10 protein-coding genes and 1 pseudogene are annotated in these 16936 nt (G+C 50.0%); 4 read left to right on the top strand and 7 right to left on the bottom strand.

Annotated elements, in window-relative coordinates:
- Positions 1-110 precede the first annotated feature (110 nt).
- Both ABF86_RS03595 and ABF86_RS03590 read left to right on the top strand, forming a co-directional pair.
- A pseudogene (locus ABF86_RS03595) lies at positions 111-726 on the top strand (IS630 family transposase); the annotation flags it as partial.
- Between the two features lie 299 nt (positions 727-1025).
- Positions 1026-1364, top strand: coding sequence for an MliC family protein (locus ABF86_RS03590; protein WP_074456365.1), 339 nt, complete (start codon positions 1026-1028; stop codon positions 1362-1364).
- Between the two features lie 53 nt (positions 1365-1417).
- Here the strand turns inward: ABF86_RS03590 and ABF86_RS03585 are convergent, their stop codons facing one another.
- From ABF86_RS03585 to ABF86_RS03555, 7 genes are all read right to left on the bottom strand, one after another.
- Positions 1418-2620: an acetyl-CoA C-acyltransferase gene (locus tag ABF86_RS03585; protein WP_074456364.1), complete on the bottom strand. Its 1203-nt coding sequence runs from the start codon at positions 2618-2620 to the stop codon at positions 1418-1420.
- Positions 2621-2684: 64 nt separating this feature from the next.
- The gene (locus ABF86_RS03580; protein WP_041353699.1) at positions 2685-5204 is read right to left on the bottom strand and encodes a 3-hydroxyacyl-CoA dehydrogenase NAD-binding domain-containing protein; all 2520 of its coding nucleotides are present in this window, start codon (positions 5202-5204) and stop codon (positions 2685-2687) included.
- Between the two features lie 181 nt (positions 5205-5385).
- The gene (locus tag ABF86_RS03575; protein WP_074456363.1) at positions 5386-5886 is read right to left on the bottom strand and encodes a redoxin domain-containing protein; all 501 of its coding nucleotides are present in this window, start codon (positions 5884-5886) and stop codon (positions 5386-5388) included.
- The gene (locus ABF86_RS03570; protein ID WP_074456362.1) at positions 5886-7124 is read right to left on the bottom strand and encodes a sialidase family protein; all 1239 of its coding nucleotides are present in this window, start codon (positions 7122-7124) and stop codon (positions 5886-5888) included. Before ABF86_RS03570 ends, ABF86_RS03575 begins: the two co-directional genes overlap by 1 nt.
- Positions 7125-7189: 65 nt before the next feature.
- Complete coding sequence (locus ABF86_RS03565; protein WP_083341429.1) at positions 7190-9313, bottom strand: TonB-dependent receptor; 2124 nt, start codon at positions 9311-9313, stop codon at positions 7190-7192.
- A 406-nt stretch (positions 9314-9719) separates the two neighbouring features.
- Complete coding sequence (locus tag ABF86_RS03560; protein WP_074684927.1) at positions 9720-12209, bottom strand: TonB-dependent receptor; 2490 nt, start codon at positions 12207-12209, stop codon at positions 9720-9722.
- Positions 12210-12329: 120 nt separating this feature from the next.
- Positions 12330-13571, bottom strand: coding sequence for a sialidase family protein (locus ABF86_RS03555; protein WP_074684924.1), 1242 nt, complete (start codon positions 13569-13571; stop codon positions 12330-12332).
- A 214-nt stretch (positions 13572-13785) separates the two neighbouring features.
- On the opposite strand from ABF86_RS03555, the gene ABF86_RS03550 reads away from it, so the two are divergent.
- A complete protein-coding gene (locus tag ABF86_RS03550) occupies positions 13786-15087 on the top strand; it encodes a DUF2325 domain-containing protein (RefSeq protein WP_074456360.1) in 1302 nt (433 codons plus the stop codon).
- 72 nt (positions 15088-15159) lie between these two features.
- The gene (locus ABF86_RS03545) at positions 15160-16881 is read left to right on the top strand and encodes a CbiX/SirB N-terminal domain-containing protein (protein WP_074684922.1); all 1722 of its coding nucleotides are present in this window, start codon (positions 15160-15162) and stop codon (positions 16879-16881) included.
- Positions 16882-16936 lie beyond the last annotated feature (55 nt).

The raw sequence follows: 16936 nt of genomic DNA, 5'->3' as shown, positions 1-16936 counted from the left end.
GCTGGGAGATGTGTATAAGAGACAGGCTTGTCGAGCTTAGTGAACGGTTGGCTGCAGAAGGCATTCAGATCAAGGTGCCGGCGCTATGGCATCAACTGAACAAATGGGGGTTGAGTTTTAAAAAAAACCCTGCACGCCAGCGAGCAATCGCGCACAGACGTACGTCAGGCACGAACTGAGTGGGCCCGCGAGCAGCAGCATTGGGATTGCCGTCACCTGGTCTTCCTGGATGAGACGGCAACGGCCACCAACATGACGCGACAGCGGGGTCGCGCGCCGCGCGGCCAGCGCTGTGTGGCTTCGGTGCCCCACGGCCACTGGAAGAGCACCACCTTCATTGCGGGACTGCGTCACGATGCGATCACCGCTCCGTTAGTGCTCGACGGCCCAATGAACGGGGCCACGTTTCTCGCCTATATTCAAACCTGTCTGTGCCCCACGCTGCAGCCAGGTGACATTGTGGTGGCCGACAACCTGTCTTGTCACAAGGTTCCAGGCGTCCGCGCAGCCATTGAAGCGGCAGGTGCCACGCTGCTCTACTTACCGCCGTATTCGCCTGATCTGAATCCAATCGAGAAAATGTTCTCCAAACTCAAAGCCCTATTACGCAAAGCCGCCAAACGAACCATGGATGCCTTATGGGCACAGATCGGCAAAGTGTTGGATCTGTTCACTCCGGAGGAGTGTGCCAACTACTTCGCTTCATGTGGATATGTAAACAAGTAAGTCAAAAATGCTCTAAATATATATCCAGAAAATTTTGCAAAGATAAGCCAAAAACTTAGAGGAGATTTGGGCTGGATCTGCCAAAGCTGTAGAAGTGATTTTTCTGCACCTTCAAAAAGGAAGTGGCTTCATGTTCACCATATAAATGGCCTTAAGCATGATAATAACAAGAGTAATCTTGCTGTCCTTTGTATCAGTTGTCATGCGCAACAACCAAATCACGAACATATGATAAACAACGCAGGTTATAGAAAATTTGTAGCCAGATCTTTATAACAACCCCAATACCAGGTAATCGTATGAAACTATTTCTAAAATATTTTATCCTCTTCTCGCTACTTGCGGCCCTGACATCCTGCACACCGCTAACACCCCCCCGCCCCACGACTTCAATCATCAGCTCGGTAATTTTTGTTTCAGATTCCGGGCAGGCGGTACGGGCGGTTTATCGGGATGATGATACGGTGACGCTTACTTTTCCCGACGGCAGGATGGAGATTCTTAATCTTGCAATTTCTGCATCAGGTGCGCGTTATGTTGCGGGAGAAAATGAGTGGTGGGAGCATCAGGGCGAGGCGACTTATTCCACCAGTAATCAAACAATTTTTACAGGAAGATTACAGATACCTGCCCAATAAATCAGCCGCCCGCCAAAATCAGTCCGATTTGCTCTATCGGACTGATGCTTTGTTTATAGCGCTTCAAATACGCCTGCCGCTCCCATTCCGCCGCCAATGCACATGGTGACCATGCCATATTTGAGTTTGTGACGACGTAATCCGCTCAGTAATGTTGCCACGCGAATCGCACCGGTTGCACCCAGTGGATGACCCAGTGCAATGGCCCCACCCAGTGGATTAACTTTTGCCCGATCCAATCCGAGATCATGGATAACAGCCAGACTTTGCGCAGCGAATGCCTCGTTCAACTCAATCCAGTCAAGTTCATCCTGTTTGATGCCGGTTTGTTTCAGCACTTTAGGAATCGCCTCGACAGGTCCTATCCCCATGATTTCCGGCGGCACACCAGCCACCGCATAACCAATAAATCGCCCGATCGGTGTCAGATTAAAGCGCTGCAAAGCTGCCTCGCTCGCCACCACCACCGCACCTGCTCCATCCGACATTTGCGAGCTGTTACCCGCCGTGACAGATCCTCGTGCTGCAAACACCGGACGTAACCGGGCGAGTGCCTCCGGGCTGGTATTCGCCCGGGGTCCCTCGTCAGTATCCCTGATGACGGAGAAATCGTGGATTTCGTGCGTATTCAGGTCCGGCCGGTCTTCATGAACGGGATAAGGAGAAATTTCATCCCTGAATTCCCCTTGTTCGATGGCGCGAATCGCACGGTGATGGCTTTCCAGTGCAAATTCATCCTGCGCCTCACGGCTGACCTTCCATTGTTCCGCCACCTTTTCGGCAGTAATCCCCATGCCATAAGCAATGGCTACCTGTTCACTCTCTGGCTTAAATAAAGCCGGGTTCATCGCCACTTTGTTACCCATCATCGGCACCATACTCATGCTTTCGGTGCCGCCAGCAATGATGACATCCGCTTCACCTAACCGAATCCGGTCGGCTGCCATGGCAACCGCCTGCAGGCCGGAAGCGCAAAACCGATTAATTGTTACACCCGGCACGCTAACCGGCAGACCAGCCAGCAGCAGTGCTACGCGCGCCACATTAATCCCCTGTTCCGCTTCCGGCATGGCACAACCGACGATAACATCTTCAACCGCTGCCGGATCCAGCCCTGCACACTGTTTCAGCACTACCTGCAGCACATGCACTAACATGTCGTCCGGCCGAGCATCCTTGAACATGCCCCGTGGCGCTTTACCTACCGGTGTGCGTGTAGCGGCTACGATATAAGCCTCCTGCACTTGCCTGGTCATCAGTTTCTCCTTCAATACTTGAATTTTTATTTCATCACGCCCATCTTCCGCAACTCCAAATCACTCAGTTGCGCAGCGGTTTACCGGTTTTCAGCGTATGCGCAATGCGATCCTGAGTCTTCTCGGTCGCCAGCAGCTCAATGAATGCTGTACGCTCAAGCTTCAGCAACCACTCTTCATCCACCCGGCTGCCCGCGACAATATCACCGCCACACATAACATGCGCGATCTTGCTGCCAATCAGGTAATCATGCTCGGAAATAAAGCCACCTTCCAGCAAGTTGACCATATTACTTTTGATCGTAGCAGCTCCCGTTGCCCCTGCCACTACGATTTCACGCGGACGCAATGGCGGACGATACCCGGTTTCTGCCAACGCAAGCGCCTGTGCCTTGGCAATATGCAGTAATTCAAGACGATTCATGACAACTACATCAGCAGGCTGCAGATAATGCAATGCCTTTGCATGCTCTGCACTTTTAGCCAGTTGTGCCATAGCCACCGTCTGAAAATAATGCTTTAGATAAAGGAAAGGGTCCCCATCAATCGCATTACGCGCGGCGCGCAAGGCAAATTCCTTACACCCGCCTCCGGCTGGCAGTAGCCCTACACCCGCCTCAACCAGGCCGATGTAGGTTTCCAGTGTTGCTACCGCGCGATCACAGTGCATGACAAATTCGCATCCTCCACCCAGCGCCATATTATCTACCGCAGCAACGGTCGGTATCATACTGTAGCGAAGCTGCTGCGAAATCTGCTGAAAATGGGCAATCATCACTTCCACTTCAGCCAGTTTTCCAGCCATTAACTTGTCGGCTATATCCAGGCTGCGGGCTGCTTGCAGAATGGTGGACTGTGCAGACTTTTTGAATTTCCGGATAAATAGATCAAATGCTGAAGGTGGTGCCGGAGGTGCCAAGGGAGCTTGCGATACTTCTGTTTTCGGTTTTTCTGCCGCCTTTTGCAGATTGGCACCTAGTGAGAATGGCGGTTCGGTCTGCCAGATTACCAATGCGCGAAAATGACGCTCGGCTTCAGTGATAACCTGTTGCATCCCCTGTAGAACCAGATTATCAATAGTATGCTTCTTGGTTTTGAAACTGACGATGGCAATCTGATCTCCGGTATGCCACATGCGCAGTGCGTCTGTTTCCAGAATTGTTTCACCATAGACCCTTTCCTCGCCAACCAGCCTGTCCGGGAATAGCTGACGCCGGTACACCGGCAACTGCGAACGTGGCTGCAAATTGTTCGCCACCGGCGCATAGGAGCCCTCCTGTGCGTGTACTCCCTGAGCAGCACTCTGTCCAACCACCTGCACCCAAGCTGGCAGCGGCGTTGCAGCCATGGCTTTGCCAGCAGCAATATCCGCTGCTATCCAACCAGCAAGCGTATTCCATCCCGCTGCCTGCCAAATCTCGAAAGGGCCCCGTTGCCAGCCAAATCCCCAGCGTATCGCCAGGTCAAGGTCACGTGCATTATGGGCAATTGATTCCAAATGGACGGCACAATAATGGAACAGATCACGATGAATCGCCCACAGAAATCGGGCCTGCGGATGGGGATGATCGTGCAACGCCACAAACCGGGCTACAGGATCTTTCTGTTTCAACAGTGCTTCGATTTCGCTGTCAACTTCGTTCTGCGCCAGTTGATACGTATCCGTATCCGGATTCAACACATGGATTTCCTTGCCCTGCTTCTGATAAACCCCCTTGCCACTCTTCTGTCCGAGTGCGCCCTGATTAACCAGTCTTTGCAACCAGTCGGGAACAGCGTAATGCGCATGCCAGGGATCCTCTGTCAGGCTGTTCTGCATGGTTTGTACGACATGCGTTAGCACATCCAGTCCGACCAGATCAGCAGTACGAAAGGTTGCACTTTTCGGCCGCCCGATCAACCTACCAGTCAGCTTATCCACCAGACTAAAATTCAAACCGAATTGCCGGGCATGATGCATGGTCGCCAGCATGGAAAAGACCCCTACCCGGTTGGCAACAAAGTTGGGCGTATCCTTGGCGTGGATAACACCTTTACCCAGACTGGTCACCAGGAAACTTTCCAGTGCATCAAGTACGCCTTGATCACTCTGTTTTCCTGGGATCAATTCCACCAGATACATGTAACGGGGTGGATTAAAGAAATGAATGCCGCAAAAGCGCGGTCGCAGGGCCTCGGGAACGGCTGCAGCCAGTTGGTTGATGGAAAGACCAGAAGTATTACTGGCCAGAATGGCCTGATTATTCAGATAGGGTGCAACTTTTTCGTACAACTCCGACTTCAGCTCCAGCCGTTCGGTAATCGCTTCGATCACAAGATCGCACTCACCCAGCTTTTCCAGATGTTGCTCGTAATTGGCGGGTTCAATACAGCTTGCCCGGTCAATTACCGATAGGGGAGAAGGGTCCTGTTTATTCAGTCTGTTGATCGCCTTCAGTACATTGGCATCGGGATTGCCCGATTCGGCCGACAATTCGAACAGTAATGTCTCTATGTTGGCATTAACCAGATGTGCTGCAATTTGAGCACCCATAACTCCCGCCCCCAGTACTGCAGCCTTTCTAACAATGAATGGATTGCTCAAGACACCTCCCGCATGGTCAAATTTCAGGCCAGACACCACCTGCCGCAACTAGAGCAGGATTGAGCCTGATAAAAAAGATTACAAGCATGAGCCCTAAAGAGCAAGCTGCCCAACTAAAAAGAACGAAAACCGGCTGCAGATCAGCTATACATAGATCTGATCGGAAAAGTACGGGTATGGATTACTTGCCTGTCGATGGTGTATTCATGCTGACAAGCGTCAGCCATTTCTTGACAAATGCCTCACCGACCAGACCGGTCTTGACCAGGCGTTCATGTGCTTGATCATAAAAATAGGTACGCGGCACTTCACCATACCAGCGGCGGTCAATCTCGAAACGCAAACGTTCAGGCATATCTTCAGCAAATACCCAGTTACTCTCAATCTCACTTAATCCGTAGCCGGCAAGATGAGAAACGATTTCCGGCCTATCCTCCGGTGTATCCGTTGCAATCAACACCAGATTCAGCTCTGGATGCTGCCGCTTGAATTTTCCAAGCATTTCCAGTTCGGTTGGACAGTAGGTACAGGTCAGCGACCAGAGAAACATCACAAAAGGCTTGCCAGCATACTCTTCCTGAATTTGCGCCATACTGCCGGACACAAAGGGACGCAAGTTATCCGCTGCCGAAGCAGCACCTGCCACTACCAGCAGCAATATACATAGTAAGCGACGCATCATTAATCACCTCCCACATCAAAAAGACGTATCCCGTCTCGCGTACTGTTCCAGACAACAAGCGGCTTGTGCGCGTCTGTTACAAATATCGGTAAATCTGCTGCACCACTGGTTGTTGCCACGATGCGCGCTGTTGACCAGGTATCGCCCCGATCTGCCGAAACAGAGGTCATCATCCGGTAATTGTCACCATCAAATTCGCGCCAGGCCAGAATCACTTGTTTGTCATGCGCAAATACAGCGGGATGACCTGGCTGAAAGTCGAGGTCACCAAATGCATGGGGGGTAGTTGTAGTCATTTTTTCACCATCAATACGCCGATAGAATAATCCAGGATGCTCCGAATTACCGGTAAACCATGCCAGATGAATGTCACCCACTGCATCTGCCGCAATATCCCCCCCATGATGCGGACAGGCATTAATTTCCCAGCCATCCTCACTGGCCCGAACTACCCTGGGTTGTGCACCCAATCGCGCCAGTGCAAAGTCGCGCATGCTGCCATCGAAGATATGACGCCAGAAAACAAACGGGGTATCATTAACCCCCAGTGTCATGCTGATCCGGCAGCACTCGCACGCATGATCTGCCAGTTTACGATTTGCAGAAAAACTCGCCCCTCCATCCTCTGACACTGCGTAATAAACGGTACTGCCAATATATTCCTGCCCGGATTTGACGGCTGCATCGCGCTCACGTCCATCAAACCAGACCACTGTTACATGGCCACGATCATCCAGTGTCAATGTACTGAAACCATGGCTGGTTTCTTCGTGATCATCATTGACTGTTACCGGCGCTGAAAAAGTCTTGCCTTCATCCACTGAACGAGCAAAACGGACATTGCCGGAAAACACTTTTGGTAATGCCTGCACCCAGGTAACGACAATGACGCCGTTACGTGCCGCGATCTTAGGCCGATTCTGCCCTTCCGCCAGAATTGCTTCCGGTTGTGGATTGACAGTCACCTCTTCGGAAAAATGCTTGCCATTATCTTCAGAGCGGCTCACTTTGATATGGCCGTCCTGCATACGTGCCAGCCACAACACTCCCTTTTCATCGGCCGCCACGGAAACAGCCATACCAACTGCCCGGGTACGCATTTCTGCCCACATTTTGTTCATATCATGCTTGGGTTTTGCTGCCTTGGCGTCATGGGCATGTTCTGCCGCCTCAGTAAAAGGAATTGCTGCAGAAATTACAGCCATAATGATTGCTGTAATGAGATGTTTAATCGACATTTTCACTCCATTTAAGTTAAATACCAACCTGCCAGCCGAACTGGCCAGCAGGAAGAATGAATATGCTACATTCGATATTCCAGACCGGCAAAGAAGGAGCGCCCGTCTCCCGGCAGGAATTGGGCCTGATCGATACCTCTTGCATTCTCCACTACGCCCGTAGTAGCGGCATACTTGCGATCGGTCAGATTGCGTGCCTCGGCAAACCAGGAGAATCCGCTTTTGCTCCGTTTGCCAATTTTAAAGCCCAGCAGTGCGTAGGAATCAGCCGAGAGCGTATTGGCATGATCCACGTAATACTTCTGCGGCGACCATTCCACATTCGGACCAATATAGTAACCGTCAGCGTGGCGATAGGTCAGCTCGGCTTTATAGAAATGACGCGGAATACCGGCCAGCTGGTTATTGCCGAAAGCGGCATCCTTATCAAATTTGAAATCGCTGAACATATACATCTGGCGCAGGTAAAGCATTTTTGCCAGTTCCACATCCAAACCTAGTTCAATCCCCTGATGCACGGTCTTATCTGCGTTGGCCGTACCTATTGGGGAGCTGGTAGCAGGATCCACCAGCGCAAGCAATTCATTGCGCACATGCGCACGGTACAGTGCCACATCCCACTCAGCCATATTAAATAACCGGCCCCGGCTGCCTACCTCAAACGTAATGGCACGCTGCGCTTTAGCAAATGTCGGTGCCTGAACTGGTCCGCTGGTCAACTCGGCAAAACTGGGTGGCTCAAAACTGGTGCTAACATTACTGAAAAATTGCACATCTGGATTCAATTCATAAATTAGCCCCGCCTTGGGAGTGAAGCGCTGATAGCTTTTGCTCTTACTCTGATCCACCCCGCCGGCCATGAACAGATCCTTTTGTTTGCGTGTCGTGTAAGTATATTGTGCGCCAGCAATCAACGACAGTTCTGGCAGCAAATAAAACTGATTTTCTCCATAAACAACATAGCTGCTGGCATGTTGATCAAATTTGGCAGTACGCGCACCCGCATTACCGCGAACGTTCACAAAACGGTTATCCATGACATTGCCCCAGCTTGGCTCGAAGCCCAGCACAAAACGGTTACGGTAACTCGCAATCGGCATTTCATTGATATAGCGCAACCCTATGCCATAATCATTGGTGGGCTGAGCCAGTACCTGAAAAATTGGATGCCACAAATCCTTGTGTGAGTAGAATCCGGAAAATTCCAGTTGCTGGCTGTTCCCCAGTTTGAGTACGGTACGGTTAGCCACCCGGATAAGATCAATGTCACGTTTTTGTCGTCCAAACAGACTAAACGCATTCGCCTGCCTGGGATCAGATTTTAATTGCGCTTTGGTCAGATTGCCTGGCAGTTGCGAGTCGGATTTAACATAGGTCAAGTAAAAACGTGTTTCCAGATCGGGGGTGATACGGTATCCCGCATTACTGAACATACGCCAGTTATCGGTAGCAGCCCAATCACGAAAACTATCCTGACTGTAACGGGAAACACTGGCAAAATAATCCAGCGAACCATGCACGCCACCAGAAGAAGCCATCAGGCGGTTATAACCAAAACTACCCGCCTCCCCCCGCGCGCGGAAACGCTCCGCATCGTAACCAGTCGGCGTAACGAAATTGATCGCGCCTCCCAACATGGTTGATCCATACTGCAGTGCATTACCTCCCCGGAACACTTCAATATAGCGGGTAGCCAAGGGCTCGATTGCCTGAAAATCCGCCCCGCCATCGGCCAGATTCAGCCGTGAACCATCCTGCAAAATCTTGATGCCGCGCAAATGGAATGTGCGTTGTATACCTGAGCCACGAATCGACAGGCGGGACTCTTCAGCACCGGCACGAGACTGGACAAATACGCCAGGCGAATACCCCAGCGCATCCTGCACTGTTGAAGCACGGCCCGTGGCATACGTTTCGCTATCAATCACATTGGCGCCACCCGGCACCCGGCGCATGGCACGTTTTGCTTCCGGCAAGCTCGGTACCGTGATCGCTGGTTCCATCTCTGGTGCTATCACCTGGATTGTTTTCAGTTGTATCGGTTCATCCGTACTTTGCGCCTGTACCCAGACTGGTATAACAGCTGTCAGCACTCCGGTTACCGCAACCGTCAATGGCATTAAAGACTTGCCGTAACCAATCTTTTTGACTCCCAATCCACATTTTTGTTTAATTTTTCTGCCTTTCATGTTTTTCCCTGTTTTGAAGCCTTTAAAACGTATGGGTATCTCTAAAAATCTGATGGTGCGGGACGAAGCGTAAAATTCACCCAGAAACCAATTTTAGAAGCTCTCTATATGATGACCAATTATTGAGAGCCTCAATCATAAGCCGGGCAGAAAGGCATCTCAATGCGACAAATTGTCGCATCCCCAGTTAAACATGGCCTGGAGACGTATCCAGCGACAGGGTTGTTACCAGATGACACATAGACGGAGAATATGACAAAAATTCCGACAGGCTGAATTTCACCAGATAGCCGAGATGTGTTTTGTATCAAACTCAACCAGAAAGGCCCCTGCTCTTGGTTACCCGTAACTTCAATCCCAATAATCCATCAGGACGCCGAATAACGGCGAGCGGATTATTTGGAGCTCAATAACTAAACGCTGCCTCAAGCAGATAAGTACGTTGCGGATAGGGGTGGTATACCCATGCCTTGTCATTGTTGAGGTTGCTGATGCCGAACGAAAACCGGCTTTTCAACCCGTTATTGAATCGGTACCGGTAACTGGTTTTGAAATCCATGAAGAAAAAATCACTCTGGGAACCAAATACCTTGTTCACATGATCTCTGTTATCAGGGTCGTTATATGAATCGCTGGTATAGCGGCCAGATAAGGAAACGTCCCAGGCATCCGTCACATGATAAGTGCCGAAAAAGTTGGCTCGCCAATGCGGCAGGCGAATAACCTGTTTTCCGGTCAAGCTGTAGTTGGCAGACACACCGGTTGATTCGGTAAATTTCACAACTGGCCCCTCTTCCACTTTTGAATTCATCCAGGTGCCGTTGAACATGAAATCAAATCGCGTACCGAGAATATTTCTCTGTTCGAAGATCAGCTCCACTCCGGTTGTGCCAACTTCGCCGATATTCTGGAATGCACTGGTTGTAAGTACTCCTGAGGCGGAAGTGATCTGGCGGATGGCATCCTTGATGTCATCCCGGAATACGTTAATACGGGCATAACCCTTCGGCAGCCCGTACTCCACCATAAAGTTATGGTGCACGCCATTTTCAGGTTTGAGTAGCGCGTTTGCAGTCAGAATGCTGGTAGGCGTACCGAGTGACTGGAAAAGCTCCGCAATCACCGGGAAGCGATGCGCACGCCCGAACGAATAGCGGAATTTCCACTGCCGGGGTTCATATCCCAGTGAAACCTTGGGAGAAGTGGCTGTCTCGGTACGATCCGGCACCACCACGTTGGAAGCAACCCCTTTGCTTGCTTCCCACCATTCCTGACGCACACCAGCCGTAATATCCCAGTCCGGCAGGAAACGAAACATCGATTGTGCAAAGATCGCATGGGTCGATGTGCGACCATCATTGTTGCGATTGGCCTGCAATGCGCCCCGGGTCAGATCATCATAATTGGTCAGGCTATATTGCCGGAAACTAAGGTTGTACTGGTCAAAATGGTATCCGGTCAGAAACGACAGTTTGTCGTAACCCAGCAACATCGGTGTACTCAGCTTGAGATCGTAATTCCACCAGTTGAATTTACGAAAATCCTGCAATTGCCCGGCACCGGTATTGCCTGGATCAGCATGATTGAAAAATGCAGCCGCACGAATATCCTTTAACACATCAAAATAGCTGAGCGTGGTATCGACATCCCAGTCAGGCGTTAGCGCACCGCGCAGCGACAAACCCAGATTCAATGTCTCGCGTTTGTCGCGGCTACTGCCAAAACCATTTCGCACCACGTCGAAACGGGTGCCATCCAGGGAAGCATTGCCCGGATTTGAACAGGTGACAACCGAGTTACAGACAGGTGAACTTCCTCCCCAGAAATAATTACCGTTTGCTGTATGCAGATAGTTATTGGGATGATTCTGGTTGCGGGTGCGTTCTTCATACGCTACGGTGAACAGCGTCTGCAGGTCAGAAGTAATGTCATATCCGAATTTCCCCTTGAACAAGTGAGTATTCACTTTCTCGGGGCCGGTATCACCGTAAATGATACTGGGCGTGCCACGCGTATCCGGCGTCCTGATACCTCCGGTCACTGGCATTCCTCCGGGCACATTGAACAATCCGGTGTTATCGATGAAATAGGATTGTGGATGCCCTTGGGCCTCCAACCGGTTGTAAGCCAGAAACACCGTGAATTTGTCCTGTATTCGATTACCGTAAGAGAAATATTGCCGGTCACCGATGAATGTTCCCTTATCCGACCCGTAATTCTTGTAAGGCTGAATGAACACACTGCCCTCAGCATAAAACTCCTGCTTGTTCGGCATACGCGTTCTAATATTGACGACACCCCCTATCGAGTTGCCACTGTACTCGGCCGAGAAAGGACCATAAACAATATCAACCGAATCGATCTCGTTCGGCCCGACCAGCGACCAGCGTGGCGCACCATTGAAAGAAGCCTGCAGAAAGTTGTGCAACGGTAGGCCATCGGCATAAACCATGCTGCGCGCAGTTGAAAACATATCTGCCCCGCGGATCCCCAGCACACCATTCGGATCACCCACATAACGCTGGCGTATTTGCAGGCTGGGCATGTATTTGAGCACTTCTTCCGTAGTTTGTGCATTCTGCTGCTCGACCTGCGTCCGAGTTACACGCATTGAAGGTGAAGTAACGCGTGAATCTCGCTCTATCTCGCCTGTCACCACCATTTCCCTGAAAACTGTTCTGTTTTGTGGGGCAATCTCACCTGCCTTTTTCTTCTTCCCTTTTTCCTTATCAGCACCTGCATTACTGCCTGATTCAGCCACTTGCGCCAATTGCTCTCCCGCATACTCCCTGTTACTCTCACTCGGGGCTTGCTTTCCAGGTGAACCATCACCCGGAGCAGCGTAACTTGATACTGCACAAAACAGGCCGATCAATGTCAGAGGAAATTGCTTCATGGTCTGAGCCATCCTTTCAGATTTGTGATTAAATTTACAGCAATGCCTGATGCCGTATCACTCATTTGTGATACATGTCATAAGTTTGTCTGCTGTTTATTGTTGTTTTGAAGATGGTTTTCAGCTGCCGGATCGATTAATTACTCTTTCAACGGGTAGAATTCGCAGCCCTTCATTGTCGGTATTCCATACAACCAAGGCTTTATCATTGCTAATTAGTGGCAGTGGATAATCGTTTGCACCAGCAGATAACATCAGGCGCCATGGCTCACTCCACGTCTCGCCACCATTATTTGAAAACATCATCTTTGCGGAATAAACGTTCCCGTCAAATTCACGCCAGGTGAGGAGGATGGTTTCACCATGTGCTACCACTGCGGCGTGGTTGGGCTGGGCATCTATATCCCCCAGCGCCATGGGTTTCGACTCAAGGTTGCCACTGATCCGTTTGTAGAACTGGCCTGAGCCGGCTGTACCATTGGTAAACCAGGTCAGATGCAATTGCCCTTTGCTGTCTGTCGCAAGACTGCCGCCGTTATGTGGACAGGCATCGATCTGCCATTCATCATGGGTAACTCTTCTTGCCTCCTCTTCCGTCTTGTCCAGATTAACCACGGCGAAATCACGGGTGTTGGCGCTAAAAATATTCCGCAGCAGCACAACTGGCCCCTCACTGGTCCAGGCAAGAGCAGTCCGGCAACACTCACAGGTATGCTGGTGAATCTGCCGATTGGGCTCGAAGTGCGCACCATTGTCGAATGATTGACTGCTATAGAGTGAAACACCCTTGAACTCTTCATTTCTTCCCCGCGCTGTATCACGGTCTCTTGCATCCAGCCAGGCCACTACTACTCTTCCCTTGCCATCAATGGCAAGGGAATCGAAACGGTGACTGGTCACATGACCATCATCATTCAGAATGACCGGCTCCGAGAAAGTCCGGCCTAAATCGGTTGAACGGGAGAACTTTATATTTCCGGCATATTTTTCTGTTAGTAGCTGTGTCCAGGTGACAAGCACCGTACCATCACTTACAACCTGAATCTTGGGGCGATTTTCACCATCGTTGGCTATGTTTTCCGGTGCAAGAGTAACGGTCACAGGCTCAGAAAAATGCTTTCCGTCATCTTCTGACCTAGAAACCAGCAAGTGTTGATTAGCCACTTTTGCCAACCATAACCGCCCTTCCTGATCCAGTATTACCCCTACCCCAAGTGCAGATCTGGAGGATTTTGAGGCAGGCACTGCAAGCGGTTGCTGTGTTGAGCTATTGGCACTTAGCCCAGTTGCGACCGTAACCGTGGAAACAAGTGTGAAAAATAATCCAGCCAGTGCAGGGAGAAAAAACATTAACTTCTTCATGATTTACGTCAAAAATCAGAGAATAACTGATTCAAAAAAAAATAAAAATGCGACAAATTGTCGCATCTTGATATGTAAATAAAGCCCTGATCGCGAGGTATATCCAATCGATTACAATGTAATTGTTGATGATGCCAATGATAATTAGTATCATTCTTATTTCATATTGTCTAATTTGATTCAGATCGATATTTTCACCACAAGGAGATACCGCATGCATGCACCAGCAATTCTGCGACAGTCGGGAATCAATAGCTTATTACCTGAAAAAACAATCGACATCCATACGCCTCCTGTAAAACGCATGAAACTCTGGGAGCTGGACAGAACCCATCACTGCCCTGTTATCGGCCTTTGCCTTCCTCCTTCAGATCTTGAATGCTTTGCCAGACATTTTCACTTTAATGCTCCAACAAATAACGCACATGCTCTACATGTCGAGGCGGTTTGCTGCGCAACATCCAGAAATGCCGTATCAGAAACGATTCATAAGCGTCTGGACAGATTGCATCGGAGCTATATCAAACAATTCGAGGCAGCCAAAACTGACAACGAGGTATTGACACTTTGGAGAACACACTTTTCCAACGGGAAAGTAGCCGGGCCTCTGTGGGCAGCACTTACCCACAAGCGCATCAGTTCTGAAACCAGGGAGGAAATTCACGATACGGTTCATATGCACATGCATGAAGCAGTCGCCAAGCTTTCGGCTATGCAGAATCGGGTAAGTCAAACAGAGCAGACACTGAAGGAGCTGACCGAGCAACTGGAGCTGACCAAGGGAAAACACGCGCAGACCGAATTGCGCTTACGCCAGCGGCTGGAACAGGCGACTGTAGAAATTCGGCAATTACAGCAATCCCGACGGGAAGATGACACCCTGCGTCAGCGCCTGAAAATGCTGGAATCCGGCTGCACCATGATCAGTATGGGGCAGCGCCTGATGCTGCTGACAACAGAAAACGAGCAACTGCAAATCAAGGTCGCTCAAGCTGATGAACTCAAGCGATCACTCAAAAAAGCCTGCCACAATCTGACTGAACTTTATCGCGAACGGGATACCCTCCATACCGAGCGAGATACACTGGAGAATCTGCTGCTGGCTTTTAGTGCCACTCATACCATGGATAAAGAGTCAGCCGATATAGTTGATGCCCCCACTGCTTCTTACGACTGCATTCTGTGCGTGGGCGGTCGATCGGCACAACTACCACACTACCGCGTACTTGCCAGACAGTTTGGCTTCAAATTGTCACATCATGACGGCGGACAGGAAGATGCGTTATCCCGCTTACCGGAAATGGTATACGGCGCCACAGCGGTGATTTGCCCGACTGATTGCGTCAGCCATGCTGCCTACTATCAGATCAAAAGACTTTGCCGCCTGGGGCGCAAGCCTTGTTTATTGTTCAAGGGAACAGGCATTTCCAGCTTCGCCACGGCATTAGCAAAAATTGCAGCAGGCGAAGCCAGCATCAATAATTTATCTAGCTTGCTACCCGAAACCACGGCGTAGGTGCTGAACGTTATCTGCTGGTCAGTTTTTGCTCTTCTTATTTTTCGATTCATAACACAACACGGAGAAAGCATGTCTTTTGGAATTAGAACAGTAAAAACTGTTATGTCGCTTTATTTATTGGTATTTGTTCTGCTAAGTACCGGCGAGGCGTATGCGACCAATACAGAATCGACAGATCAAACCGGTTTTTTGGTGATTACAGCCGATCGAGGCTTTGTGGGCAACGAGGAGATCCGCGAAGCATTCTTACCTTTCTCCGTCAATCATCCGGCAGCACTGGTATTCGTTACTGACGAGCGTACCCAGCAAACCCTGCAATCTGCATTGGCCAGCCTGCATAGCCGCAATGTCAGCCGTATTGTGGTATTGCCTTTGTTTATTTCTGCAGCAGAACCGCATTATCAACTCATTTATCAGCTGATCACGCAGAAAAATAAAATTGCCCCCACTATTTTTGCGCAACCTTATGGTGAAAGTTATTTCGCAGTTGAGACGCTCACCGCCTGGTTGCGCACCATGGAACATACAGCCCGTCAAAACCTACTTGTAGTAGGTTATGGCGCACAAAATGATAAGGACAGACGTGCGATGTATAACGACTGGATGCGAATTATCAAACAGGCATCAGCAGGAATCAATTTTCGTTCGATCAATGCCCTGATCCTTCCGGAAAGATCAGAAAACGAATCTCCGGAAGGCTACATGAATAGTATAAAACGAAAACTTTCCAACGTACTGACATCTCTTCCGGCCATTAAAAATAGCAAGAACCAGGTTATCTTGTTTGCTCTGGGCCCCAAACATGACAGCATGATGTCGCTCGACGCACGACTGAAACAGCTGTTACCTCAGAATGCAGTACTCAATAACTTTGGAATCGAACCACAGCAACTGACGATGTGGATGAAGCGGGAAGCTAATCGTCATCTGCCCCTGGCAGCAGAAGATACCGGCGTTATCCTGTTTGCTCATGGTTCTGATTTTCATTGGAATGAGAATCTGCGTACAGCAGTACACCCCCTGATGGATCGCTACAAAATCGAATTTGCCTTTTCCATGGCGGATCCTCTTACAATCGAACATGCACTGCACAAGCTGGAGCAGCGCGGCGCCAAAGCAGCAATTATTGTCAGTGCCTTCGCAACCAAAAACTCATTCCGTAAGGAAATCGCACATCTGGTCGGGATAGATATCGAGGATCCTGAAACCAAGCAAGCTATAGCCAACAGCAAAACACAGAATGGACATGGCAAGCACGGACATGGAGAATCCAGCAAACCCGTTCCCAGGATCCTGACATCCTTACCGGTCATCTGGACAGGCGGCTATGGGGATAGCCCCCTGTTTGCAAAAGCTCTGTTCGATCGTGTACTTGCGCTCTCCAAGGATCCATCTAAAGAAACTGTCATTCTGACTGCGCACGGCGCGCAGGATGATCAGCACAACGATAAATGGTTGCAAAATCTGGAAAACATCACCCATCAAATACGCAGCAATGGCGGTGAAAATTTCAAAGCATTCAAGGTTGCCACCTGGCGCGAAGATTGGCCAAAAAAACGTGCGCCCTGGGTTAAAAAAACAAGAGCCATGGTAACCGAAGCCAACAAACAAGGGGGCACAGCCATCGTCATCCCCGCACGCACAACCAGTACTGGTCCAGAAAAAAAATTCCTGGAGGGACTCAAATTCGAACTGGGAGAAGGTTTTGCGCCTCACCCCTTGTTCACGCAATGGGTCGATGAACAAATTCAACAAGGAATAAAGCAGCACGAGGAAGCCATCAATAACTAAAAACATTACCGTGGCAACAAAAACCGCTGTTCCAGCCAGCCAGCCAGCACTACGC

It is taken from the genome of Nitrosomonas sp. GH22 (genome assembly GCF_009833115.1).
Taxonomy (GTDB): Bacteria; Pseudomonadota; Gammaproteobacteria; order Burkholderiales; family Nitrosomonadaceae; genus Nitrosomonas; species Nitrosomonas eutropha.
The sequence above is the reverse complement of the archived record's forward strand: the minus strand, read 5'-3'. Positions and strand labels throughout refer to the sequence as shown.